General features: G+C 68.5%; 25 protein-coding genes. 12 read left to right on the top strand and 13 right to left on the bottom strand.

Going from position 1 to position 24479, the window contains the following annotated elements; translation table 11 throughout:
- Positions 1-21 precede the first annotated feature (21 nt).
- On the top strand, positions 22-669 hold the full coding sequence (locus ACIRG5_RS33885) for a DUF3159 domain-containing protein (RefSeq protein WP_402912429.1): 648 nt from the start codon (positions 22-24) through the stop codon (positions 667-669).
- A 1-nt stretch (position 670) separates the two neighbouring features.
- Here ACIRG5_RS33885 and ACIRG5_RS33880 read toward each other — a convergent pair whose 3' ends face one another.
- Genes ACIRG5_RS33880 through ACIRG5_RS33840 form a run of 9 tightly spaced genes read right to left on the bottom strand, consistent with a single transcriptional unit; the run spans position 671 to position 8284 of the window.
- On the bottom strand, positions 671-1849 hold the full coding sequence (locus ACIRG5_RS33880; protein ID WP_402912427.1) for a hypothetical protein: 1179 nt from the start codon (positions 1847-1849) through the stop codon (positions 671-673).
- Positions 1846-3126, bottom strand: a complete 1281-nt coding sequence (locus ACIRG5_RS33875; protein ID WP_402912423.1) for a hypothetical protein — start codon at positions 3124-3126, stop codon at positions 1846-1848. Before ACIRG5_RS33875 ends, ACIRG5_RS33880 begins: the two co-directional genes overlap by 4 nt.
- Entirely contained in the window at positions 3123-3449 is a 327-nt protein-coding gene (locus ACIRG5_RS33870) for a hypothetical protein (RefSeq protein ID WP_402912420.1), read from the bottom strand. The genes ACIRG5_RS33875 and ACIRG5_RS33870 overlap by 4 nt, the downstream gene beginning before the upstream one ends.
- On the bottom strand, positions 3449-3964 hold the full coding sequence (locus ACIRG5_RS33865; RefSeq protein ID WP_402912418.1) for a YbaB/EbfC family nucleoid-associated protein: 516 nt from the start codon (positions 3962-3964) through the stop codon (positions 3449-3451). Before ACIRG5_RS33865 ends, ACIRG5_RS33870 begins: the two co-directional genes overlap by 1 nt.
- A 43-nt stretch (positions 3965-4007) precedes the next feature.
- On the bottom strand, positions 4008-4178 hold the full coding sequence (locus ACIRG5_RS33860; protein ID WP_402912415.1) for a DUF397 domain-containing protein: 171 nt from the start codon (positions 4176-4178) through the stop codon (positions 4008-4010).
- The gene (locus ACIRG5_RS33855) at positions 4175-5011 is read right to left on the bottom strand and encodes a helix-turn-helix domain-containing protein (RefSeq protein ID WP_402912412.1); all 837 of its coding nucleotides are present in this window, start codon (positions 5009-5011) and stop codon (positions 4175-4177) included. The genes ACIRG5_RS33860 and ACIRG5_RS33855 overlap by 4 nt, the downstream gene beginning before the upstream one ends.
- Before the next feature lie 23 nt (positions 5012-5034).
- On the bottom strand, positions 5035-6420 hold the full coding sequence (locus tag ACIRG5_RS33850; protein ID WP_402912410.1) for a class I adenylate-forming enzyme family protein: 1386 nt from the start codon (positions 6418-6420) through the stop codon (positions 5035-5037).
- Positions 6421-6425: 5 nt separating this feature from the next.
- Positions 6426-7499, bottom strand: coding sequence for a 3-dehydroquinate synthase II family protein (locus tag ACIRG5_RS33845; protein WP_402912408.1), 1074 nt, complete (start codon positions 7497-7499; stop codon positions 6426-6428).
- A complete protein-coding gene (locus tag ACIRG5_RS33840; RefSeq protein ID WP_402912405.1) occupies positions 7496-8284 on the bottom strand; it encodes a 2-amino-3,7-dideoxy-D-threo-hept-6-ulosonate synthase in 789 nt (262 codons plus the stop codon). The genes ACIRG5_RS33845 and ACIRG5_RS33840 overlap by 4 nt, the downstream gene beginning before the upstream one ends.
- Before the next feature lie 201 nt (positions 8285-8485).
- Here ACIRG5_RS33840 and ACIRG5_RS33835 point away from each other — a divergent pair, with 201 nt between their 5' ends.
- Positions 8486-9400, top strand: coding sequence for a LysR family transcriptional regulator (locus ACIRG5_RS33835; protein WP_402912641.1), 915 nt, complete (start codon positions 8486-8488; stop codon positions 9398-9400).
- Here the strand turns inward: ACIRG5_RS33835 and ACIRG5_RS33830 are convergent.
- Positions 9395-10318, bottom strand: coding sequence for an N-acetylglucosamine kinase (locus ACIRG5_RS33830; protein ID WP_402912403.1), 924 nt, complete (start codon positions 10316-10318; stop codon positions 9395-9397). The genes ACIRG5_RS33835 and ACIRG5_RS33830 overlap by 6 nt on opposite strands.
- Before the next feature lie 51 nt (positions 10319-10369).
- Positions 10370-13186, bottom strand: a complete 2817-nt coding sequence (locus tag ACIRG5_RS33825) for a S8 family serine peptidase (protein ID WP_402912401.1) — start codon at positions 13184-13186, stop codon at positions 10370-10372.
- 112 nt (positions 13187-13298) lie between these two features.
- Between ACIRG5_RS33825 and ACIRG5_RS33820 the strand changes: the two genes are divergently transcribed.
- From ACIRG5_RS33820 to ACIRG5_RS33780, 9 genes are read left to right on the top strand one after another with little or no spacing between them, the layout of a single operon-like run.
- Entirely contained in the window at positions 13299-14153 is an 855-nt protein-coding gene (locus tag ACIRG5_RS33820) for a fumarylacetoacetate hydrolase family protein (protein WP_402912398.1), read from the top strand.
- A gap of 4 nt (positions 14154-14157) precedes the next feature.
- The gene (locus ACIRG5_RS33815) at positions 14158-15468 is read left to right on the top strand and encodes an enolase C-terminal domain-like protein (RefSeq protein WP_402912396.1); all 1311 of its coding nucleotides are present in this window, start codon (positions 14158-14160) and stop codon (positions 15466-15468) included.
- Positions 15461-16213: an SDR family NAD(P)-dependent oxidoreductase gene (locus ACIRG5_RS33810; protein ID WP_402912394.1), complete on the top strand. Its 753-nt coding sequence runs from the start codon at positions 15461-15463 to the stop codon at positions 16211-16213. The genes ACIRG5_RS33815 and ACIRG5_RS33810 overlap by 8 nt, the downstream gene beginning before the upstream one ends.
- A gap of 14 nt (positions 16214-16227) precedes the next feature.
- Positions 16228-17262 (top strand): sugar ABC transporter substrate-binding protein, encoded by a 1035-nt coding sequence (locus tag ACIRG5_RS33805; RefSeq protein WP_402912391.1) that lies wholly within the window; start codon positions 16228-16230, stop codon positions 17260-17262.
- Entirely contained in the window at positions 17262-18764 is a 1503-nt protein-coding gene (locus tag ACIRG5_RS33800) for a sugar ABC transporter ATP-binding protein (protein WP_402912389.1), read from the top strand. The genes ACIRG5_RS33805 and ACIRG5_RS33800 overlap by 1 nt, the downstream gene beginning before the upstream one ends.
- Positions 18761-19777, top strand: coding sequence for an ABC transporter permease (locus ACIRG5_RS33795; RefSeq protein WP_402912387.1), 1017 nt, complete (start codon positions 18761-18763; stop codon positions 19775-19777). Before ACIRG5_RS33800 ends, ACIRG5_RS33795 begins: the two co-directional genes overlap by 4 nt.
- A gap of 3 nt (positions 19778-19780) precedes the next feature.
- A complete protein-coding gene (locus ACIRG5_RS33790; protein WP_402912384.1) occupies positions 19781-20092 on the top strand; it encodes an L-rhamnose mutarotase in 312 nt (103 codons plus the stop codon).
- The gene (locus tag ACIRG5_RS33785; RefSeq protein ID WP_402912381.1) at positions 20089-21045 is read left to right on the top strand and encodes an aldo/keto reductase; all 957 of its coding nucleotides are present in this window, start codon (positions 20089-20091) and stop codon (positions 21043-21045) included. Before ACIRG5_RS33790 ends, ACIRG5_RS33785 begins: the two co-directional genes overlap by 4 nt.
- Positions 21042-21872, top strand: coding sequence for an amidohydrolase family protein (locus ACIRG5_RS33780; protein WP_402912379.1), 831 nt, complete (start codon positions 21042-21044; stop codon positions 21870-21872). Before ACIRG5_RS33785 ends, ACIRG5_RS33780 begins: the two co-directional genes overlap by 4 nt.
- On the opposite strand, the gene dapA is transcribed toward ACIRG5_RS33780, so the two are convergent.
- Positions 21869-22729, bottom strand: a complete 861-nt coding sequence (dapA, locus tag ACIRG5_RS33775) for a 4-hydroxy-tetrahydrodipicolinate synthase (protein ID WP_402912376.1) — start codon at positions 22727-22729, stop codon at positions 21869-21871. The genes ACIRG5_RS33780 and dapA overlap by 4 nt on opposite strands.
- A gap of 71 nt (positions 22730-22800) precedes the next feature.
- Here dapA and ACIRG5_RS33770 point away from each other — a divergent pair, with 71 nt between their 5' ends.
- Positions 22801-23679, top strand: a complete 879-nt coding sequence (locus ACIRG5_RS33770) for a LysR family transcriptional regulator (RefSeq protein ID WP_330271380.1) — start codon at positions 22801-22803, stop codon at positions 23677-23679.
- Here ACIRG5_RS33770 and ACIRG5_RS33765 read toward each other — a convergent pair.
- The gene (locus ACIRG5_RS33765) at positions 23665-24339 is read right to left on the bottom strand and encodes a FadR/GntR family transcriptional regulator (RefSeq protein ID WP_402912372.1); all 675 of its coding nucleotides are present in this window, start codon (positions 24337-24339) and stop codon (positions 23665-23667) included. The two genes, ACIRG5_RS33770 and ACIRG5_RS33765, sit on opposite strands and share 15 nt — an antisense overlap.
- Positions 24340-24479: the final 140 nt, after the last annotated feature.

Below are 24479 nucleotides of genomic sequence, written 5' to 3'. Positions count from 1 at the left end.
CGCCTAAGGCACCCTGGAACCATGACCGACGTGCGCCAGGAGTCGCTCGCATCACTGCTCGGAGGCCGAGGCGGCGCCCTCGACGCCTCCCTGCCACCTCTGGCGTTCGTCGCGGGCTGGCTGCTGTTCGGGCACTCCATCGGCGCGGGTGCGATCGCCGCCGTGTTGTGTGGCGTGGTGATCGGCGTCGTGCGGCTCGTACGAGGCGAGAAACCTCGCGCGGTGATCCTGTCCGTGCTGCTCGTGGTGGCAGCGGCGTTGGTCGCTTTGTACACGGGCCGCGTCGAGGACTTCTTCCTCATCCAGCTGCTGTCCAACGTGGCCTCGTCCCTGGCGTGGGCGGGCTCGATCGCGGTGCGCTGGCCGTTGCTCGGCGTGGTGGTGGGAACCCTTCTCGGACAGAAGACCCGGTGGCGCCGAGATCCTGCCCTTTTGCGCGCGTACTCCATCGCCTCGTGGCCGTGGGTCGGGCAGTACGTGCTGCGTGTCGCCATCTTCACGCCACTGTGGCTGGACGCGCAGGTGTTCTGGTTGGCGACGTTGCGGGTGGCGATGTCGTGGCCCTTGCAGATCGCCTGCATCCTGGTGTCGGGGTGGATGCTGAGGAGGGCGCTGCCGGACGGGCACCCCGGGTTCCGGCATCCGCAGGTGCCCGAGTCTGCCTCTTAGGTCAGCGCTTCTTCCGCTTCTTGCCGGAGCCGGACACCGTCCCGATCTTGGGTGGAGGCGGTGGCGGCTCGGGGAAGGCTTCGAGGGCGTCCTGGCCCTCCATGAAGTCCAGGAAGGCCTTGTAGCAGAACCGGTAGGCGAGGTAGGCGAACGCGACCGACACGACCCCGAGGCCGGCGACGATCATCCGGTACTGGCTGTCCAGGCCGCCCACGGTGTCCCAGTCCTTCTGCAGTTCCGGGGAGCCTGTGACGACCGACAGCGTGATCATCGTCAGCATGTAGAGCGGCATGAGCAGGAACGCGCCGATGAGCAGGAGGATGTACGGACGGCTGTCGGTCCGGAACTCCCAGTTCGCCGGCCGGAGGTCGCGCTTCCTCATGCGGCGGTTCGACCAGACCCGCCTCTCGGCCACCTCGATGCGCTCTGACCGCGTTCGGATCATCCTCAGCGCTGTCCTGCCGACGTCCTCGGTGACCGGGATCAACAGTTCTCGTGCAGTGCCGATGACGTGGAGAGCCGGGCCGGGTTCGACGTCGAACGTGCGTGGTCTGCCGATGTCGCCGTCGGCGTGGATGACCACCTGGCAGGTCATCTCCTGCTCGACCTCGACGAGCTCGATCGACCGCATTGCCGTCCACGGAACCGCGACCACGTCACGTGACCGCTTCCGGCGCGACACCAGGCTGTCCAGCACCAACCGGTCCTCGCGGACGCACAACCGGACCTTGAGCCCTCTGGTGGGGAATGGAATCTCCCACCCGGACGCTGTCAATGCCGACGTCACAGGCCTGGTCGTGACAAACACGACCAGTTCGCCCAATGCCCAGCACGCCACGAGCAATCCCGTCATGGCGAGCAGCGCGAGAGGCTGATCGCGATCGGCCACCAAAGCGAAGGTCTTGAGCAACGCGATGTACACGCCTGGGAACGCGGCCCAGCGGGTCCAGACCCGCCACATCGGCATTCGCCTGCGGTGCCAGGCCAGCCCGCAGACGGTGATGATCCAGAACGCCACCGCCCCTTCTGCGATGTCGGCAACGCTCAACTGCTGAACCGATCTCCGGTTCGCAAGAGCGTTCTCCCACTCACCCAGCCGTACCGCTACGACGAGCGTCAGGGCCGCGGCGAACATGACCAGGGCGAGTGCTGCGGTCCTGCGGAGGAACCGTTCGATCACAGCTCTCCCGCCATCCGCTGCTGTTGCCAGTACTCGCGCCACTCCTGGTCTCGCTCGTTCTGCTTCACCTGAGCGTCTGCCTCGCGGTGGGACTGATCGCTCCACTCCTGCGCTATCGCGTTGCCGAGGACTTTCGGGGCCATGGGAACGGAGATACCGGGGAACTCCCTGCCGGGGAGCCCTAGGTCGTCGTTCTTCCCGAACCTCGGTACGACCTGTCCGTCCAGCAGGCCGTTCAGGTCGTCCAGCCGCCGATTTCCCAGACCCAGACTGGAGCGGAGGTTGTCGTTGACGTTCTCGCCCAGCTCCCGTTTGACCGACGAGTGGTCGTGTTGCAGCTTCCTGCCCTGCTCGCCGAGCTCTCTGATCCGATCGGCGTCACCCGCGTCGAGCTTGCCCGCCTGCGCCTTCTTGACGAGGTGCAACGCCTGTTGCGAGTGTCGGACTGCGTCCTGGTTGTAGGTCTTCACCGTGCTGCGGAGATTGCGGGTCGTGCCCTTGATCGTGTCCCGCGACCTCTTGGCGTCGTCGGCGACCTTCTCCAGTTGCTTCACGACCTTGCTGATCTTCTTCGCGTTCTTGCCCGCCGTGATCGTGCCCTGAACGACGGTGTCCGCGATGAACGCCGCCTGCGAGGCACCAAACGTGATAGGTGTCAGAGCACTCGCCGCCGCGAACTTGATGATCGCGTTGGAGACGAAGCTTGCGATGGCGTCACGAACCGCACCTCGAACGACACCGACGGCGGACGCGGCGACTGTCATCGCGGAAGCAGCCGAGGTGGCGTGGTTCGCGCCTCCTGTCACGACGTTGGAGAAGTCCTGCACGGCCTTGCGATAGCCGTCGACCGCGGCACCTTGCGACTGGCTCAGCGCGTCGAGGGTGCTCGTGTACTTGTCGGCGGTCTCCTGCATGCGCTTGGCAATGTTGCTCCAGGTCAGTGCCATCGCGTTCACGGCATCAGGGTCGCCCGCGAGGAGGTCGAGACCCTCCTTGAGGAAGCCGATGTGTTCGATCAACCAGCCGATTCCCGCCGACAGCAGGCTGCCCATCGGGTTCGTGACGAAGCCGAGCAGGTCCATGCCGAACGCTGCCGCGTCGCCCGCCATGGCGCCCCAGTCGCCCTTGATGCCGTCGTAGATGAGGTTGGCGGAACTGCTGAAGATGCCGGCCGCGTCCCAGCCCTGGGTCGGGCTGTCGAAGTTCGACTTCTGCGCCAGGCTCATCGGGTCGAACTTCTCAGTGGCGTTGAGCGGGTTCTGCGGTTGGTCGCTCATGGCTGCACCCCGTCCAGGCCCTCGCGGAGCTTCTTGAACGACTGCGCCACGGCCTCGTCCTGTTCGGCGTAGGCCTGGCGCATGCCCGCGAACCGCTCGACCACGTCGTCACCCGCGCCTTTGACGGTGTCGACGTACGCCCGCGCGTCGTTCGTCCAGTGCTCCATGATCTGGGCGAAGAACATGCCCACAACGCCCCACGCTTGTGGGTTGCCGACGTAGTCAGCGCCCGAGTCGGCGGCGGAGGGCAGGCCGGCGAGGAGGGCCTTGAGCTCTCGTTCGTGGGCCTCCAGGGCCGCGAGATCGACTTGGAAGCCCGACATCACCAGCCACCTTCCTTCTTGAAGAGGCTGCGCTGGTCGTAGTCGGTGTCGTCGTCCTCGGCTGGGCGCCGGGCCGGGCGAGGCGGAGGCTGGGTCGTGGCGGCGTCCTGCTGTTCCTCGTTCACCACGAACTGCTGCGGGGTGGGAGGTGCAGGGTCCTCGTCCGGGACGTCGATCGGCGGGATCTGGGACTGGACGAATTGCATGGCCTCGCTGTTGTCGCCGATCAGCGGCGCCATGATCGTGGCGATCTGGCCCACGGCCTGAGCTTGGGCGCGCTTGGCCGTGGACATCACGAGAGCGGCCAGGCGGTCCTTGGGCAGGTCGTCGGCCTTCGCGCCGAACGACAGGCTGAGCAGCGCGCCCCCTGCGCTCACGCTCACCGTCACGGCGCCGTCCTGGCTGGTGGCGGCGCCGGTCAGGTTCGCGATCTGGGACTTGGCTTCCTCTGCCTGTTCGAGCAGGGCGGCGGTGCGCTGCTCGTAGTCCTCGATGAGCTGGTTCGGATCGGTCATGTGGGCCCCCCTTGCACGTGCGTGAGGGGGACGTTACCGAGGGTTACCGGGCCGCGCCGGGGAAACGGGCGAAGCGCAGGAAGGCGGACCAGGCATCGGCGGAGAGCGGGATGTGAGCGCTTGGCGCCTTGCTGTCCCGGAGGCCGACGCCGTGGCCGACCTCGACGCAGTTGTTGCTGCTGCCGCTGTAGGTGCTCTTGCGCCAGGCGGTCATTGAAGGCCCTCCAGAATGTTGTCGATCACCACCCTGGATTCTTCCTCACTCAGTGCGACGGTCGCGAGAGCCGTCAGGATGTCTTCATGGATCTTGATGGTCTCCGGGTCGTCGAAGAAAAGGCAGTAGTTGACGCTGTCGGCGTAGACGACCGGTGGGTACTTCGGGAACTTCATCAGGCAGAAATCGCCGCACGTGCCCGCGTGCACGCCTGCCGACCGGGGAACGATCCGAATGCTGACGTATTTCCGCACCGACATCCTGAGCAGGTGCGCCAGCTGTTCCCGCCACACCTCGACGTTGCCGACCGGGAGTTCGAGCGCCTGCTCGTGCACGAGGAAGACGAACTTCCTGCCAGGTTCGATGATGCTGGCGCGGGCCGCCCTGGCGGCGGCGACCGCCGGGACGTCCTCGGCCTTGATCACGGGCGAGCGTTCGGTGACGATGTAGCCGTAGTCCGGCGTCTGCACCAGGCCGGGCACGAGGATCATCGACCAGGTGATGATCTCCTCGGCGTCCTGCTCGTGGTCGATCAGCGTGCGGACCTGGTCCGGAACCCCGTCCTGCGGGATCTGGATCCAGGCGGTGCCGGACTCGCGCAGCAGCGCCAGCAGGTGTTCGCGCTCCTCGACCGTGGCCCGGCAGTAGCCGAGCAACAGCAGGACGTCCGCCTCGGTCACGCCGCCCTTGCCGAGCGTCATGTCGGAGATCTTGGCTTCCTGCCAGCCGAGGAGTTCGGCGAGCTTGCGGTGGGTGAGGCCGGTCCTGGCGATGATGGCGCGAACGGTGCCACCGAACTCACGGCCCGCCACACTGGACGATCTTTTGGGCATGCGGGAAAGCTAGGCCCGGCAGGTCATTCTTCTCCATTGTTTCCGGTCAAATGTGCCTGAAGGTAGGACGCATGGAGCGGCTCCATGTTTCGGATGATCTTGCCGCTCGACGTTCGCGGAAGTGTGTCCATGACGAGGATTTGGGTGGGGAGCTTGAATTCCGCGAGTCTTTCCGTGCACCACTCCGACAACGCTTGTGCCGTGAGCGTGTCACTGGCCGTGCCGACGTACGCGCGGATTTCTGGCTTTCCCACCGCCACGGCCTCGGTCACCTGCGGGTGTCCACGCAGGACGTGTTCGACCTCGGTCAGGTCGACCTTGTTGCCGCGCACCACGACCAGCGAGTCCGCCCGGCCCAGCAGCCGGAGTTCGCCGTCGCTGGAGAACTCGCCCCGGTCGCCGGTGCGGAACCAGCCGCCGGAGTAGCGCGTGGGGTCGTTCTCGGACAGGTACGGGGTTTCTGGAAGCGCCACCTCGACCAGGCCGTTGCGCACGCGGGCCGTGATGCCCGGCATCAGCCGACCGACCGACGGGCGGACCGTGCCGCCCACCGCCATGGTCAGCGCGCCGGTCTCGGTGGTGCCGAAGCATTCGCCGACCGGGAAGCCGTACGCCGCAAGGAACCTGTCGGCCACGTCCTGCGGCATCATCTCGCCGCCGGCGAACGCGCCGCGGACCGTGCGCAACGCGTCGCGGTCGGGCGAGGAGGCCAGCAGGTCGAAGTGGAACGGCAGGCCGGTGACGAAGTCGACCTCGTGCGTCCGTGCCTGCCGCAGAACTGCTTCGGCGGAAGGGTTTTCGGCGAACACGAGGTGTGCGCCGACTGCGAGTGAGTGCAGCAGGCCGCCGATCAGGCCGAAGCTGTGGGCGGGGGAGTTGAGCAGCAGGAAGCGTTCGCCGCCGCGCACCACGCCGTCGGACGCGGCGAACCGCGCCACCTCGTCGGCGAGGGACTCGGTGCCGCGGCCGATCACCTTCTGCCGTCCGGTCGAGCCGGAGCTGAACTGCACCAGCCGGTGCGGGGTCGCGGCGGGGACGCCGGGCGCGTGTTCGACGACCAGGCCGTAGCGCTCCTGGAAACCCTGAGCGGGAACGCCACTGGGGTGCACGAGGAACTCGGGACGGGTCAGGTCGTGCAGAACATGGGTCTCGGCCGGGCGCAACCGGTGGTCGATCGAGATCACCTGTGCGCCGATGCTCCACAACGCGAGCACGGCCTCCAACTGGCTGAAGCTCGGCGGCACCTGGACGGCGACCGTGCTCCCCTCACGGATTCCGACGGCCTCGAACCGTGCGGCGTGAGCGGAGACGTCGGCGCGCAGCAGACCGTGCGTGACTGTGTTGCGGTGACTGAAGATCGGCACATCGTCGCCGTGCCGGTGCAACAGGTCGGTGATGAACTCGCGCATTTCTTTCAGTACTCCTTGCAGAACTCGCCGATCGGGAGGCCCACGTGCCGTTGCTCAGAAGCGATGTAGCCGAGCAACTCGTCGCCACGCTGGAGTTCTGTGACGTTGCGGACCTTGCCGCCGGGACCGAGCACGCGGACGTGCCAGTCGTCCTGCACCATCAGGTGGACCTCGACGCCCTCCGGCGAGTGCGCGGAGATGGTGAGCATCGGGCGTGACTCGAGTTTCGCCCTGCCGACGGTGATCTCGCGGGTGCGGCCCTCGGCGTTGACGGCGAGGACCTTGCTGCCGGACCGCAGTTCGGACAGGTAGTTGGTGCGGTTGGCCGGGCCCAGCACGTAGGAGTGCAGCGCGCCCGCGTTGACCCGGAACGGCCGCGTCGGCATGTACGGCAACGGATGCGTTTCGCTGCAACAGAGGATGAAGCCCGACGAGAACGAGCCGACGAGGATGCCCTCGTCCTCCTGGAAGTGCGAGGCCGTGTCGACGCAGACGCGGTCGCCGAGTCCGTTGTGGGTCAACGCTTCGACGGTGAGCGTGGTCAGGGTCAGCGGCGGGGACGTGACTTCCAGCAGCCGGGCCAGTCTGAACACGTCGGTCGCGTCGGCAGGGGCCATCAGCACGCCGTCGGAGCCGTGTTGCAGGCATTCGAGGACGATCGCGGCCTCGACGAGGTCGGTCACGACGGTGACGAGCTTGCCGGGTGCGCCGTCCGCCGCCGCGATCACGATTTCGAGAGGGATCTTCGTCGGGTCGGTGAACGCGACGACGGTGTGGTCGAGCCGTTCCGCTGCGGCACAAGCGAGTTTGAGCGTGCGGTCGTCGCTGACCGTCACGAACGCGGAACCCGTGGACAACCGGTCCAACTGGTCCTGCTCGTCCACCACCGAGGTGACGAGGTGCGGGCTGTCGACGTGGTCGTCGGTCAGCAGCACGCGGGTGATTGTCGGCGGCAGGTCGTCCAGCAGCGCGGGATCGTCCGCGACGACGCCGGCGATCCGGCTGTGCACCGCGGCGTCGATCACGGCGGTCCGCTGCTCTTCCGGGACGGTTCTGAGGTCGATCCAGGCGAACTTCACCGGTTCTCCAAGGTTGCGGTCAGTGCGTGCATGAGGCTTGCGTCGGTGGGCGCGTGGACGATCGACGCCAGCTCCGCGACCAGTTGCATCGGCGCGGGCGAGGTGAAGACCCGGCGTCCGACGGCGAGACCCGAGCAGCCAGCGGCCATCGCGGCACTGGCGTGGCCGGCGAGGCTGTTCGTGGAGGCGGGACCGCCCGCGACGATCACCGGAATCGGGCAGCTGGCCACGACCTCGGTCATGTCGTCGGCCAGGTTGGTCTTGACGATGTCCGCGCCGAGGTCCGCCGCGATGTTGACGACGTGGGCGAGCAGCGCGGGATCCCTCGGGTCGGCGACGCGGGGGCCGCGGGCGTAGGCCATCACGACCAGTGGGACGTTCCACGAGTCGCACGCCGCCGCGACCGCGCCGAGGTCGGTGAGCTGGCGCGACTCCGTGTCGGAGCCGATGTTGACGTGCACGCTCACCGCGTCGGCGCCGAGCCGCAGCGCCTCGTCGACCTCGCCGACGAGCACCTTCGCGTTGGCGTCGGCCATGTGCGCGGTGCCGGCGCTCAGGTGGACGATCAACGCACATCCGCCCAGCACAGCGGGTTCAATCGTGCGCACTCGTCCTTTGTGGACGATGATGGCGTCCGCACCGCCCTGCACGACGGCACGGATGAGCTCCTGCCACCTGTCCCGCGGCACCACCGGACCGTCCGAAACGCTGTGGTCCAACGGCACGAAGAGATACCTGTCGTCCTGCGGACGGGAAAGGCGTCGCAGCCGCAACGCTTTCCTCATGGCGTTCACACCCCTCGATCGTTTGGTGGTCAACAGGGTGGAGGAGTCCGCGCACGCAGCGGCAGGTGTGAGGTGCCGATAATTCCCGAGTTATCGGCCTGATAGCGCAATCGCGCTTACAACGGCGACGGAGCGTCACCTGGTGACACCCGCGTGGCCGTGTTTGTGGATCGGTAACTGCCTTAGGCTTCGTCAGTGCGAATGGAGCTCAGACATCTGCACGTGGTGCTGACCGTGGCACGAGCAGGCAGCATCAGCAGGGCCGCCTCCCAGCTGAAGATCGCCCAGGCCGGGCTCACCGCCCAGGTGAGGCGCATCGAGGCGAGTCTCGGCGGGCCGTTGTTCCTGCGGCGCACCGACGGCGTGGAGCTCACCGAACTAGGTCGTCACGTGGTCCTGCGAGCCCAGGACCTGGTCGAACGGTTCGACGACCTGCTGGTCTCCTCGCGCAAACTGGCCGAACGCGGCGACTCGGGCATCCGCCTGGGCGGGGTGGCGGGCTCCCCGACCGCACTGCTCGTCGGCGTGGTCCGCGAGATGCTCCCCGGTCTGCCGCAGACCACCCACATCGAACGCGGCGGCGACGCGGTGCTGGAACTCGTCCGCACCGGCGACCTAGACCTCGCGCTGGTGGTGGAGTTCCCGCGCAGCCCGTTGCGGTTCCCCAAGGCGGTGGGCCTGCGCGGCGTGGTCACGGAACGCATGCTGATCGGCGTGCCCGTCGGCCACCGCCTGTCCGGCCGCAGCGAGGTGCTGCTGTCGGAACTGGCCGGCGAGGAGTGGGTGGCGCCGGACGAGAACCACGGCGGCCGCCTCAACCTCGACCTGGCCTGCGAAGCCGTGGGTTTCACCCCGCGCTGCGCCCACTTCGGCGTGGACCCGACGGTGGCGGCGGACCTGGTGCGCTCCACCGGTGCGGTGGCGGGCTTCTTCCCCGGCCCCGACGTGCCGGGCGTGCTGCTCAAACCGATCATCGGCAACCCGCTGCACCGGCGGATCACGCTGGTGTGGAACACCGACGTCGACGCCGCGGCGCACGTGGACGACGTGCACGCCGGACTGCTGCGCGCCTACCGCGACCGGACCCCGCACTCGGGCCGGCTGCTGGCCTCATGACCTGCTGGGCCTCGGCGCGTCCGGTCCGAGCACGTCCACGGCCGCCAGCCAGGCGGCACCGGCCGCGCCCTCCGTCGCCATGATCACCTGAGCGTTGCAGCGCGTGAGCAGTTCCTGCTTGAGGTGTGTGCCGACCGGCGTCTTGATCAGGCTGCCGACCAGCACGATCGGTGAGGTGTCGGACGGTTCGCGCACGGCTGAGGCCGTGTCGGCGAGCAGCCGGGCGGCGGAGCCGACGATCGCCAGCGCCTCCGGGTCACCGTGGTGGTAGGCCGAGCTGACCAGCGGGGCGAACCGCGCCAGCGCGATCGGAGGCTGGGCGTTGACGGCGTTGATCAGTTGGCCGCGGTTCTTCGCGCCCGCGGCGGTGAGAACAGCGGTGGCCAGGCCTTCCAGTGGTGCGTCCACGTCCAGCAGGCGCAGCGCCGCCCGGACGGCTTCGCGGCCCAGCCAGAACGCCGAGCCGTCGTCGCCGATCAGCCAGCCGTAGCCGCCGGACTGGGCGATCATGCGGTGGCCCGCGATGCGGCCCGCGATGGAACCCGTGCCCGCCACCAGAACCGTGCCGTCGGCCGACGAGGTGCCGGTGGCGAAGGCGGCCTCGCAGTCGGTGATCACCCGCATCGGGCAGTGCAGGCCCGCGCGTTCCCAGGCCTCGCGGAACAGCGCGGAGATCGCGGGATCGGCCAGCTTCGAGGCGCCCGCCATGCCGAGCACACCGGAACGGACCTTGCGGGAGTCGAGGCCGTCCAGGGCCTCGGCCAGCGCCTCGCCGATGTGGGCGGCGGCGACCGTCGGCGGATGCGAGTTCGGGTTCGCGCCGCCCGCCAGGCCCTGGCCCAGGCGGGCGCCGTCCAGATCGAGCACCAAGGCCCTGGTCGAGGTGCCGCCGGCGTCGAGTCCCACAACCAGGTCCATAACGACCGAGTATGCCGAGACCCGCTCACCTTAGGCACGCCCAACCGGGTGTCACCTCACGAAGGCGCGGTTACCGCTTGCGTTGTGGTGGAAGAACACCAACGATCCAGACGAAAGTGGATCACCCGGACGTACCACTGTGGACAGTCCGGGAACGATCAAGCCGTAGTCGAACGTGGCGGCGGGCGTCACGTCGACCAGGTCGTCCGAGTCGGCGGGCGCGGTGTAAGGGCTCCGCACGCCAACGGTGTAGGTCACCGGGCCGGATGGCAGAGCCGCCCGGGACACCGGCAGCACCACGACGTCGCTGTCGAACAGGTTCGTGTCGGTCGCGCCGTCCAGGCCGTTCAACGGCTGCTCGTCCACGACCTCGTCCGAACCCGCGACCTTGGTCCTGGCGAGCCAGATGTCGGCGGTGATGTCGCCGTCCGGGTTGGTCGGCTTCACAGCCGTGGTCACGAAGTCTTTGCCACCCGCTGAAAAGCGAACCTCGGGCTGGATGTTGCTGCCGATGTTCGCCCAGGTGCTCCAGGTCGCGACGCCGAACGCCAGCAGGTCGGACGTCGCCGTCGCGCCCACGTACCGCAGGTCGCCACCACGCGCGGTGCGGTTGATCGCGCAGTTGTCCTGCACGTCAGGGCCGCAGTCGGGCAGGCGGCCGGAGCGCGCGCCGAGTTCCAGCACGGTCATGCGGGACTGGTAGTCCGGCTGGTCGAGACCGCGGCCCGCGACCCGTCCACCGGACGCGGTCAGCCGCGACACCGGCTTCGGCGCCGCGTAGACCGGCACGTGCAGCGTCCGGTCGCCGGTGAACGTCACCTGACCGGACGCCTCCGCCAGGAACTGACGGCCCTCGTCCAGCGCGACCGTGGGGTCGGGCGTCTTGCGCAACGCGGCGGGGTTCGAGATCCGCAGCTGCACGGGCACCGACGCCGAACCACCCGGCGGCAACGCGACGTACGGCGCGATGACCTGGAAGGACACGCCGGGCACGGCGGTGATCGGTTCGAAGCGCGCCTGCAGACGAACGCTCTGCGAACCCTTGTTCACCAACCGGATCGTGCGACTCTGCAGCACCGGACCGGCTGCCTCGACCGTGCCGAACGACGCGTCGCCCAGCGCCAGCACGTCCGACGACAGCGCGGCGAGCCCGTCCACCCGGCCCGCGCCGACCCGCATCGGAGCCTCCCGCACTCCGTCCGCGTTCCTGATCACGCCGGACGCGGTGTTCGTCAGCGCGGCCCTGATCTCCGCGACCGTCCACTTCGGATGGACCTCGCGCAGCAGCGCGGCGATCCCGGCGACGTGCGGCGACGCCATCGACGTGCCGCCCATCGACACACCGGCCGAGGCCGTTCCGGAGGCGGCGGAGAAGATCGTGTCACCCGGCGCGGCCACGGCGATCGACGAACGAGAACGCGACGACGACGGCGTGATCGTGTCCGCGATCGCCGGCTCCACGGACGGCACCGCGACCTTCAACGCCGAGGTCAGGTGCACGCTCAGGGTTCCGGCTTCCAGTGCAGGACGCAGTGCGGTGGAAGCCGCCGCCGTCAGCTGGAACGCGGGAATGTGCGCGTTTCCGGCGATTCCGGCCGCGAACACCGGCAGGGAGGTCGGCAGCAGCACCCCGGCCGCCCCGGCCTTCCAGGCGTTGTCCGTGCGGGCACCCGAACCGCAGGCGCGGGTGGCGTCGCTGTCGTCCCACTCCAGCCAGACGATCTTCCCGGCGAGCGCCTCCGAGATCGGCTTGCAGCCGTCCACATCGGACGAGAGCCGCACCACCGGCAGCGTGAGGTCGAAGGAGTCCTTGAAGTTCTGGCTGTACTGGCCAGGCCACTGCTTCCCGGCGACCTCCAGCCCGTCCAGCATCGAGAACGAGTCACGGCTGTTGGCCACGGAGATCGCCTCGGGGGTGTTGCCGGGAGATCCGGACACGTCGTAGAAGTCGCCACCGTTGCCGGCCGCCGCGACCACCACCACGCCGTGCTCCACGAGCTTGCGCACGAACAGCGAGTCCGGGTCGTCCGGTGCGCCGAAGTCGCTTCCCAGCGACAGGTTCACCACGTCGAGCTTGTCGGAGAAGTCGCCGTCGCCGTTGGGGTCGAGCGCCCAGTCCAGCGCCTGCGCGGTCAGGTTCGTGCCGCCCTCGCAGCCGAACACCTTCAACGCGTAGAGCGACGCCATGGGGGCCGTGCCCGGTCCGATCTTCAACGAGTCGAGGTCGACCGAGGAGTAGGAACCGCGATAGGTCGTGCCGTCGGCGTTGACCCCGTATCCGGCCGCGGTCCCGGCGACGTGCGTGCCGTGGCCCTCGCAGTCCAGCGGGTCCGCGTCCGGCTCCGGGATCGACCCCGATTTGCCGTTGTAGGCGTCGCCCGCGAAGTCGTGGCCGCCGACGACCTTGGCGTTGGGAAAGGTGCCGCCGCCGAAGTCCGCGTGCCGGTAGTCGATGCCGGTGTCGATCACGCCGATCCGCACGCCGTCGCCGAAGCGCCCGAGCGACTTCCACACGTCGGACGTCCGGGTGAGGCGGACCGCGTGGGCGTTCGTGAGCTTCTTGGGGACCATCCGGTGCACCGCCCGCACCTCGGGCATGCGCGACAAAGCCGACAAGCGTGACTTGTCCGCCGACAGCACCACGCCGGGCACCGCGTTGGTCGTTCGGGCGACTTCCCGGCCGCCGGACCGGGACACGACCCGGGAGACGTGCTCCGATGTCCGATCCCGTGCTGAACGCGCCTGCGCAACGGTGCCCGTGTCGGCGGCTGCGGCCGAGGTCAGCTCGACGAAAACGGTTACAGGCTCGACTGGGCCGGATGGCGCGAGCAGTGCGCCCACCAGGAGTGATGCGGTCACCAGATTCATGATCAACTCCTCTTATTCATCGGACGACTTCACGCTGGGCCCTAGACGAAACCAACCTTGCAGGGCTATACATCCGATGTATTTCGTAGGTGTGAGCAGAGGAGGAACGGCCGTGCAGTTCTTGCGCCTGGGGCCGGTCGGCGACGAACGTCCCGCAGTCAGGACCGACGACGGGGCCACATACGACCTCCTGCCGATCACCCCGGACATCGACGGGGCCTTCCTCTCGAACGACGGCGTCAACCGCGTGCGCGCCGCCGTCGAGGCCGGTGAACTGGGGGCGCTGAGCACCGAGGACGTGCGCGTCGGGGCGCCGCTCGCGCATCCGGGCAAGGTCATCTGCATCGGCCTCAACTACCGCGACCACGCGGAGGAGACCGGCGCGGACATCCCGGGCGAGCCGGTGATGTTCCTCAAGACACCCGACACGATCGTGGGCCCGTACGACGAGGTGCTCGTGCCCCGCCGGTCCGTGAAGACCGACTGGGAGGTCGAGCTCGGCGTCGTCATCGGGCGCACCGCCCGCTACCTCGAGTCCGAAGAGGACGCTCTGGCGTGCATCGGCGCGTACGTGCTCTCGCACGACGTTTCCGAGCGCGAGTTCCAGATCGAGCGCGGCGGGACGTGGGACAAGGGCAAGAACTGCGAGACGTTCAACCCGCTCGGCCCCTTCCTCGTGCCCGCCGACGAGATCGCCGATCCGCAGAGCCTGGAGATGCGGCTCTGGGTGAACGGCGAGATCAAGCAGAACTCGTCCACCAAGAACATGATCTTCCCGGTGGCGGAGATCGTCCGCTACCTCAGCCAGTTCCTTGTCCTTCGTCCGGGTGACGTCATCAACACGGGTACACCCGCTGGTGTCGCGCTCGGCCAGCCGGAGCCGAAGCCGTACCTGCGCGCCGGCGACGTGGTCGAGCTGGAGATCGAAGGCCTCGGCAGGCAGCGGCAGATCCTCGGGCAGGCCTGAGCCCATGCCCAAGATCACCGCACTGGACGTCCTCGACATCCGGTTCCCGACGTCGCGCGAGCTCGACGGCTCCGACGCGATGAACCCGGACCCGGACTACAGCGCCGCGTACGTGGTGCTGCGGACCGACGACGGACCTGAGGGCCACGGGCTCGCGTTCACCATCGGCCGCGGCAACGACGTGCAGGCCGCCGGCATCAGGGCGCTGGCGCCGCACATCGTCGGCAAGGACGTGCCGGAGGACGCGAAAGCGCTGGCAGAGCTGTACTTCGAACTCATCGGCGACTCGCAGATCCGCTGGCTCGGCCCCGAGAAGGGCGTCGCGCACATGGCGATCGGTGCCGTCGTCAACGCGGCCTGGGACCTCGCGGCCCGTCGCGCCGGGCTGCCGGTCTGGCGGTTCCTCGCGCGGATGACGCCGGAGGAGATCGTCAGCCTCGTCGACTTCCGCTACCTGAGCGACGCCCTGACGCCCGACGAGGCGTTGCAGATCCTGCGCAAGATCGAGCACGGCAAGGCCGAGCGCGCGGAAACCATTGCCCGCGAAGGATATCCGGCCTACACGACGTCACCGGGCTGGCTCGGTTACTCCGACGAGAAGCTCGCAGGCCTCGCCCGCCAGGCCCTCGCCGACGGCTTCGACATGATCAAGCTGAAGGTCGGCGGCAGCCTCGACGACGACGTCCGCAGGATGAAGCTCGCCCGCGAGGTCGTTGGCGACGAGGTCCGCGTGGCGGTCGACGCGAACCAGCGCTGGGACGTCGACACGGCGGTCCGCTGGATGCGTGAGCTCGCGCCGTTCGACCCGTACTGGATCGAGGAGCCGACCTCCCCGGACGACGTGCTGGCGCACCGCGCGATCGCCGACGCGCTGGCCCCGATCAGGGTCGCCACCGGCGAGCACGTGCAGAACCGGGTGATCTTCAAGCAGCTGCTGCAGGCCGGCGCGATCGACGTGCTGCAGCTCGACGCGTGCCGGGTCGCGGGTGTCAACGAGAACATCGCGATCCTGTTGCTGGCCAGGAAGTTCGACATCCCGGTGTGCCCGCACGCCGGCGGCGTCGGCCTGTGCGAACTGGTCAGGCACCTGTCGTTCTTCGACTACGTCGCGGTCTCCGGCGAGGTCGGCGAGCGCGTGATCGAGTGGGTCGACCACCTGCACGAGCACTTCCTCGACCCGGCCGTCGTCGAGAACGGCCGCTACCTGGCGCCCGCCGAGCCGGGATTCTCCGCCCAGCTCAAGGACGAGACGCTCGCCGACTACCTCTACCCCGAGGGTCCTGTGTGGACAGAACTGGAGGGTGGGAATGACTGACTTCGAAGGGCTCGTCGCCGTCGTCACGGGCGGAGCGTCCGGCATCGGCCTCGCCACGGCGAACCTGCTGAGCAGCAGGGGAGCGACGGTCGTCGCGCTGGACCTCGACCCGGACGTGAAGGACCCGCTGGTCGGGATCCGCGCGGACGTGTCGGACGACGAGAGCGTCAAGGCCGCCGTCGACGAGGTCGTCGAACGGTTCGGACGGCTCGACGTCGTGGTGAACAACGCGGGCATCGGCGCGCAGGGCGACGTGGCGGCCAACTCCGACGACGAGTGGCTCAAAGTGCTCAACGTCAACGTGCTCGGCATGGTCCGCGTCTCGCGGGCCGCGCTGCCGCACCTGCGGAACTCGCCGTCCGCGGCGATCGTCAACACCTGTTCCATCGCTGCCTGGGCCGGGCTCCCGCAGCGTGCTCTCTACTCGGCCAGCAAGGGCGCGGTGTACTCGCTGACGCTCGCGATGGCCGCCGACCACGTGCGCGAAGGCATTCGCGTCAACGCGGTCGCCCCCGGCACGGCGGACACCCCGTGGGTGGGCCGTCTGCTCGACTCGGCGCCGGACCCGGCCGCCGAACGAGCCGCGTTGGAGGCACGCCAGCCGCACGGCCGGCTCGTCTCCGCCGATGAGGTCGCGGGAGCCATCGCCTACCTGGCGAGCCCGCTGTCGGGATCCACCGCCGGCACGATCCTCGCCGTCGACGGTGGCATGTACGGCCTGCGCTTGCGTCCCCAGCAGTCATGAAAGGCAGTTCAACGATGAAGCGTCGCAACCTCACCGCCGCGGTGTGCCTCGCGTTTGCCGGTACACTCACACTGTCCGCGTGTGGCGGCGGGACCGCCGGTACCGGTGCCAGTGGCGTCGGCCCGATCGGCGCCGACCACCCGCGCGCCGACACCGACTTCTGGAACTCCTACATCAAGTACTTCCCGGAGAAGGCCAAGGACCTCGGCGTCAACCTGCTGAACCCCACCAACTCGCAGAACAAGGTCGAGAACCTGGTCGCCAACGCCCAGTCGCTGCAGTCGCAGGGCGCCAAGGCGATCATCATGGCGCCGCAGGACACCGGCGCGATCGCGTCCACTTTGGACCGGCTGGAGAAGGCGAACATCCCTGTCGTCACCGTCGACACCCGTCCGGACAAGGGCAAGACCTACATGGTCGTCCGCGCGGACAACAAGGCGTACGGCGAGAAGGCCTGCAAGTTCCTCGGCGACAAGCTCGGGGGCAAGGGCAAGGTCGTCGAGTTCCAGGGCGCGCTGGCGTCGGTCAACGGCCGTGACCGCTCCGAGGCGTTCGCCGCCTGCATGAAGAAGGACTACCCCGGCATCACCGTGTTCGAGGAGCCGACCGACTGGGAGGGCCCGAAGGCGTCCGCGGCCCTGCAGACCCGTCTCAACCAGCACCCGGACATCAACGGCATCTACATGCAGGCCGGTGGCGCGTTCCTCACGCCGACGCTGCAGGTGTTGCGGCAGAAGAACCTGATCGTGCCGCCGACCGACCCGAAGCACATCTTCATCGTCTCCAACGACGGCATCCCGCAGGAGCTGGAGGCGATCCGCAAGGGCGAGATCGACGCGACCGTCTCGCAGCCGGCCGACCTCTACGCGCAGTGGGCGCTCTTCTACGCCAAGGCCGCTGTCGAGGGCAAGACCTTCCAGCCCGGCAAGACCGACCACGACTCCGTCATCGTCGACACCGGCGGCGGCCGGCTGGAGGACCAGCTCCCGGCCCCGTTGATCACCAAGGAGAACGTCGACGACAAGGCGTTCTGGGGCAACCAGATCTGATGGCCGAGTTCGCTTCCGTCGGCGGTGCCGACAATTTGGCAGCGGTCGCGCGTGGCGTCACGAAGCGGTTCGGGCAGACGCTCGCGTTGGACGACGTGGGCATCGAGATCCGGGCCGGTGAGTCGCACGCGCTCGTCGGTCGCAACGGCGCGGGCAAGTCGACCCTGGTCTCGATCCTCACCGGCATGCAGACGCCGGACGCGGGCGAGGTCACCTTCTTCGGCGAACCCGCGCCGCCCGTCTCGGACAGCGCGGCGTGGCGTCGGCATGTCGCGTGCGTGTACCAGAAGTCGACGGTCGTGCCGGAGCTGTCGGTCGCCGAGAACCTGTTCATCAACCGGCAGGACCTCGGCGGCGGGCTGATCAGCTGGAAGAAGCTCCGGCGGCAGGCCTCCGAACTGCTGGAGACCTATGACGTGGCGGTCGACCCGGACGAGCTGGTGTCCGCGTTGACCGTCGAACAGCGTCAGCTGGTCGAGATCGCGCGGGCGCTGTCGATCGGCTCGCGGTTCGTGATCCTCGACGAACCGACAGCGCAGCTCGACGGCCCGGCGATCGAGCGGCTGTTCGACCGGATGAGGTCGTTGCAGGACAAGGGAGTGACGTTCCTGTTCATCTCCCACCACCTGCAGGAGGTCTACGAGGTCTGCCAGACGGTGACGGTCTACCGCGACGCGCGGCACATCGTCACCGCGCCGGTGGCCGAGATGTCCAAGCCCGACCTGATCGAGGCCATGACCGGTGAGGCCGGTGGGCTGAACGTGCCCAGCGGCGACGACCGGCCGTCGTCCGCCGAACAGGTTCTGACGGTGTCTTCGCTGAGCGGGGACCACTTCTCGGACATCTCGCTGTCGGCCACCCGCGGTGAGGTCATCGGGCTCGCGGGCAGTGCGTCGTCGGGCAAGCACGAGTTCGCCGAGACCGTCTACGGGCTGCGCAAGCCGTCGTCCGGCTCGATCTCGGTGGACGGTGCCTCGGTTCGTGGCGGAGACGTTCCGGCGGCTTTGAAGGCTGGAATCGGCTGTGTGCCACGGGATCGGCACCACCAGGGGCTCGTGCTGGACCTGTCGATCGCGGAGAACGCGACGATGAGCACGGCGGGTGCGTTCGTGTGGCCGTCGGCGCAACGGTCGGCGGGCAGCACGGCCATCGCGTCGTACGACGTCAAGGCCGCAGGGCCGGACCAGCCGGTCTCGGACCTGTCCGGCGGCAACCAGCAGAAGGTCGTGATGGCGCGTGCGCTCGCCGGCGACCCGTCCGTGCTGGTGCTGATCAACCCGACCGCGGGTGTCGACGTGAAGTCCAAGGAGTCGCTGCTCGGGGTCGTCGACGCGCAGGCGCGCCGGGGCAAGGCCGCGATCGTCGTCTCCGACGAGCTCGACGACCTGCGGGTCTGCGACCGTGTTCTGGTGCTGTTCCACGGCCAGGTCGTGCGGGAGTTCGCCCGCGGCTGGCGCGATCAGGAACTCATCTCTGCCATCGAGGGAATGAGCTCAGAATGACCAAGGCCATGACTCCGCCGGTCGCGGCGTCCGCACCTCCGCAGAAGCAGAGGTTCCGGCTGGCGCGGTACCAGGACCTCGCACTGGTCCCGGTGATCATCATCCTGCTGATCATCGGGGCGATCCTCTCGCCGATCTTCCTGACACCCAACAACCTGATCGCCGTGTTGACCCAGCAGAGCGAGCTGTCGTTGCTGGTGCTGGGCCAGGCGATGATCCTGATCGTCGGCAAGATGGACCTGTCGCTGGAGTCGACGGTCGGTCTCGCGCCCGCACTCGCGGTCGCGTTGATCATCCCGTCGTCGGCCGGTGGGCTGGACGTCGGCTTGGCCGCGTGGCTGGCGTTGCCGTTGTGCATCCTGATCGGTGTGGCGATCGGTGGCCTGAACGGGTTCCTTATCCTGAAGGTCGGGTTGTCCGGGTTCATGGTGACCCTGGGCATGCTGACGATGCTGCGCGGCCTGCAGCTCGCGATCACCGAGGGCAAGTCGCTGATCGACGTGCCGGAGTCGTTCCTGTACCTGGGTTCCACGACGTGGCTCGGGCTGCCGGCGGCGGTGTGGATCTGCATCGTCTGCTACGCGGCGGGCATCTTCGTGCTGAAGTACCTGCGCGCCGGCCGCTCGCTGTACGCGATCGGCGGCAACTCCGAGGCCGCGCGGGCCGCGGGCATCCGGGTCGACCGGGTGGTGTGGACCGTGCTGATCATCGGTTCGGTGCTGGCCGTGATCGCGGGCATCCTGATGACCGGACGACTCGGGTCCGTCGCCGCGACCCAGGGCGAGGGCATGATCTTCCAGGTCTTCGCGGCCGCGGTGATCGGCGGGATCTCGTTGAACGGCGGCAAGGGCACGCTGTTCGGTGCGCTGTCGGGTGTGCTGATGCTGGGGCTCGTGGAGCAGATCCTGCGGTTGCAGGGTGTGTCCGGCTTCTACATCAAGGCCTCGTACGGCGCGGTGATCATCCTCGCGTTGATCGTGACGCGGTTCGCCACCGGCCAGAAGCAGGAGTGAGCCTTGGAGACCGTTGCGTTGCACACCCGGCTTCGTGAGGGGCGCGAGGCCGACTACGACCGCATCCACGCGTCCATTCCGACCGAACTGGACGGGGCGTTGCGCGAGGCCGGGGTGCACTCGTGGCGGATCTGGCGTTCTGGGCGCGAGCTGTTCCACCTCGTCGAGGTGGATGACTACCGCGCGATGAGGGCGTTTCTCGCTGAGCACCCGGCCAACGTTCCGTGGCAGGCTCAGATGGCCGAACTGCTGGAGGTCGAGGACGACTACTCCGGCGCCGAACCCGCTGTGCGACTCGTGTGGGAGCTGCCGTGAAGGTTGCTGTTTCTCGTCTGGGCTTCGGCGGCGCGCCGATCGGCAACCTCTACCGGGAGATTCCGGACGAGGAGGCCTTGGGCGCGGTGGAGGCGGCCTGGCAGACCGGCGTCCGGTACTTCGACACCGCGCCGCACTACGGGCTCGGGCTGTCGGAACGGCGGCTCGGCCTGGGTCTGGCGGGGCGGCCGCGCGACGAGTACGTGATCTCCACGAAGGTCGGGCGGCTGCTGGAGCCCGCGGACGGGATCGGGCTCGACGACGAGGGCTTCGCGGTGCCGCGGAACTTCCGGCGGGTGCGGGACTACTCGGCCGACGGGGTGAAGCGGTCTCTTGAGTCCTCTTTGGAACGTCTCGGGACGGACCGGGTGGAGATCGTCTACATCCACGATCCCGACGACTACTGGGACGTGGCTTTCGGTGAGGCCTATCCGGCATTGGAAGAGCTGCGGTCGCAGGGTGTCGTCGGTGCCATCGGCGTCGGCATGAACCAGTGGGAGATGCCGGAGCGGTTCGTCCGCGAGACCGACATCGACGTGGTGATGCTGGCCGGGCGGTACACGCTGCTGGAACAGCCCGCGTTGCCGTCGTTCCTGCCTGCTTGCGTCGAGCGCGGTGTTTCGGTGGTGGCGTGCGGGGTCTTCAACTCCGGGCTGCTGTCGAAGCCCGTGGTGGCTGAGGACGCGAAGTACAACTACGAAGAGGCGCCTGCCGCGCTGGTCGCGCGGGCTCGGGCGATCGCCGAGGTGTGCGGGCGGCACGGGGTGACGTTGCCCGAGGTGGCGATCCAGTTCGCGCTGGGTCATCCGGCGGTGGTGTCGGTGGTGATCGGCGCGCGGACGGCGGAGCAGATGACCTCGAATGCCCAGTACTTCTCGGCCTCGATTCCCGCCGGGTTGTGGGAGGAGCTGAAGTCGTCGGGGCTGCTGGACGCGGAGGTACCGACGCCGTGATCGTCGACGCTCACCACCACCTGTGGGATCTCTCGGTCCGGGACCAGGACTGGATCACCGATCCGCCGATGGGCGTGATCCGGCGGTCGTTCCTGGAGCCCGACTTCATCGCCGCGGCACCGGACGTGTCGACGTCCGTGCTGGTGCAGACGGTGTGCGTGCCGGAGGAGACGCCGGAGTTCCTGGCGATCGCGGCGTCTTCGGACGTGGTCGGCGCGGTGGTGGGATGGACCGACCTGACTTCGGCGGCCGTCGGTGATGCGCTGGCGGAGTTGGTGGACCGGCCCGATGGTTCGTGGCTGCGCGGGATCCGGCACCAGGTGCAGAGCGAGCCGGACCCGGAGTGGTTGTGCCGCAAGGACGTGTGGCACGGGCTCGCGCAGGTCGGCGCTGCCGGGCTGCTCTACGAGCTGCTGACGGTGCCGCGCCAGCTGCCAGCCGCGCGCCGGACCGTGGCGGCGTTGCCCCAGGTCCAGTTCGTGGTGGACCACTGCTCGAAGCCCGCGATCGGGTCGGATCCGGGGGAGTGGGCCGAGCTGGTGCGCTCTTTGGCGGCGCACGAGAACGTCACGTGCAAGCTGTCCGGGCTGGTCACCGAGGCCGACTGGAAGTCGTGGAGCGTCGCGGACCTGCGGCCGTACTTCGAGGTCGTGCTGGACGCGTTCGGGCCTGAGCGGCTGATGTTCGGCTCGGACTGGCCCGTGTGCCTGCTGGCTGCCACCTACGACGAGTGGCTTGGTGCTGCTCGGGAGTTGACCGCTGAGCTGTCGCCCGACGAGCAGGCCTCGATCTTCGAGGGCACCGCTCGCCGGGTCTACGCGCTTTAGACGAAGAGGGCCTTCAGCTCGTTGATCAGCTTCGGAGTCGCCTCGGCGAGCGGTTCCCGGACCGGGCCGGCCGGGAGTCCGAGCAGGTTGAGCGCGGCCTTGACGGCGACGGCACCGGGCTCGCGGGTCATGATCGCGGTGATCACCGGCAGCAGCGCCTGGTGGCGGCGCAGGGCTTCCTTGTTGTCGCCCTCGTCGTAGGCGTCGAGCATCGCCTTGATCTCGTTGCCGACGACGTGGCCGACGGTGCTGACCGTGCCGACGCCGCCGATCGAGTACAGCGGCAGGATCAGCTCGTCGTTGCCGGAGTAGAAGTCGAGGCCGGTCTCGGCGATCACGCGGGCCGTCGCCAGCAGGTCGACCTTGCAGTCCTTCACGCCGACGATCCGCGGGTGCTCGGAGAGGCGCAGCAGCGTCTCGGTCTCGATCGCGGTGCCCGTGCGGCCGGGGATGTCGTAGAGCAGCGCCGGGACGCCGGACGCGTCGGCGACGGCGCGGAAGTGGTTCTCGACGCCTTCCTGCGTGGGCTTGCTGTAGTACGGCGTCACGACGAGCAGGCCGTCCGCGCCGTTCTCCTCGGCGCTGCGGGAGAGTTCGATGGTGTGGCGCGTGGAGTTGGTGCCGACGCCCGCGAGGATCTGGGTCCGGTCGCCGACGGCCTCCTTCACGGCCCTGATGATCCGCGCCTTCTCGGCGTCGGTGGTGGTGGGCGCCTCGCCGGTCGTGCCGTTGACGACCAGCCCGTCCGCGCCGCCCTTGTCGACGAGGTGCGCCGCCAGCTCCTGCGCACCCTTGAGGTCCAGGTCACCGTCGGGGGTGAACGGGGTGACCATCGCTACGAGCACTCGTCCGAACATGACTCCAGCGTGGCTCTAGTCTTCGCAAAGTTCCAGTTAGAAGTTCTGCTCGGAACGTTAAGCTGAGCTTTGTGTTGGATGTGCGAAGGCTCCGGTTGCTCCACGCTCTGTCGGTCCACGGCACGGTCACGGCCGCCGCGGAGGCTCTCCACGTGACCTCTCCCGCCGTGTCCCAGCAACTCGCCGCGCTGGAACGTGAGGCCGGGGTGGCGCTGGTCGAACGGGACGGGCGGCGGCTGGCGCTGACACGCGCCGGGCACGTGCTGGCGGCCCACACGCAGCTCGTTCTGGATCAGCTCGCGGCGGCCGAGGCGGATCTGGCCTCGTTGCGCACGTCCGTGTCCGGCGTGGTGCGCGTCGGGGCGTTCGTGTCCGTCGCCGCCCTGCTGCCGCGCGTGATTCAGGTGCTGCGGTCGGCGCACGGGTCGGATGTGGAGCTTTTCGTGCACGAGATGGAACCCGAGGCGTCACTGCCCGCGTTGCGGCGCGGGGACATCGACATCGCGGTGATCCACTCCTACAACATCATGCCGCGGTCCCTGCCCACGTCCACCGAGTCGCACGAGCTGTTCGTGGAGCCCGTGAACGTGGCGCTGCCGTTGAGCGATCCGTTGGTGCAGCAGGACTCCGTGGACCTCGCCGTGCTGGCCGACCGGCCGTGGATCATGCCGCGCACCGACGCCTCCTGCCACGAGCTGACCCAACGAGCCTGTGGCGCAGCCGGATTCGTGCCGCGGGCGCAGGCCTACTGCGACGACTTCGGGGTGATGTGCGGGCTGGTCGAGGCAGGCCTGGGGGTGGCGCTGGTGCCGTCCGTCGCGCGACGGCCCGGGGTGGCGTTGCGGCCGTTGAAGCAGGAGGTGTTCCGGACCGTGTCCGCCGTGGTGCGGAATCGCGCCGATGGGCAGCCTGCGGTGCGTGCGGTGCTGGAGCAGCTACGCCAGGTCTGACAGCCACTGCTCGACGCCGGCCACGTGCACCGTGGACCAGCTGCGCGCGAGTTCCGGCTGGTGGGCGGCCAGCGCGTCGACGATGGCGCGGTGCTCGGCGACCGTGCGGTCCACGGCGTTCGACTGGGTGATACCGCGCCAGATGCGGACGCGGACCGTGGGTCCGGCCAGCGTGTCGAGGAGCTGGGCCAGGTAGGCGTTGCCGGAGCAGTGGGCGATGGCGCGGTGGAAGTCGAGGTCGTGCTCGACCAGTTCCTCCACGGACTTGGCGCCCTCGGCGGCGTCGCAGAGGGCGCGGAGCTTGACGATCTCGTCCGCGTCGACGCGCTGGGCGGCCATCGCGGCCGCCGCGGGCTCGAGAATGCGCCGAACCTGAAGAACTTCCAGGACCGAATCTTCGCCCCGGTGCAGATCGAGCACGAACGAGAGCGCGCCGAGCAGGTCGTCCGCGCGGAGTGACGAGACGTACGTGCCATCGCCCTGACGGACGTCCAACACCCGGACGAGTGACAGTGCCTTCACGGCCTCGCGCAGCGAGTTGCGCGACAGACCGAGACGTTCTGCCAGATCAGCCTCACGCGGGAGCCGATCGCCGGGCTTCAGCTCGCCCGAAACGATCATCTCCTTGACGCGCAGGATCGCATCGTCAGTGACTGCCACGGCACCCTCAACTCGTCGTAGACCTCGGATGTCTGGGGACCAGTATGCGCCACAGATGGTCATCTTCGGCGCAACCCGGCATTTCCGGCGATCATTAACCAGGTCCTATGTAAGATGGTTATCTCTTAACGACACGTGAC

It is taken from the genome of Lentzea sp. NPDC102401 (assembly GCF_044765805.1).
In the GTDB taxonomy this organism is placed as follows: Bacteria; Actinomycetota; Actinomycetes; order Mycobacteriales; family Pseudonocardiaceae; genus Lentzea; species Lentzea sokolovensis.
This window is presented reverse-complemented; position numbering and strand designations above follow the sequence as displayed.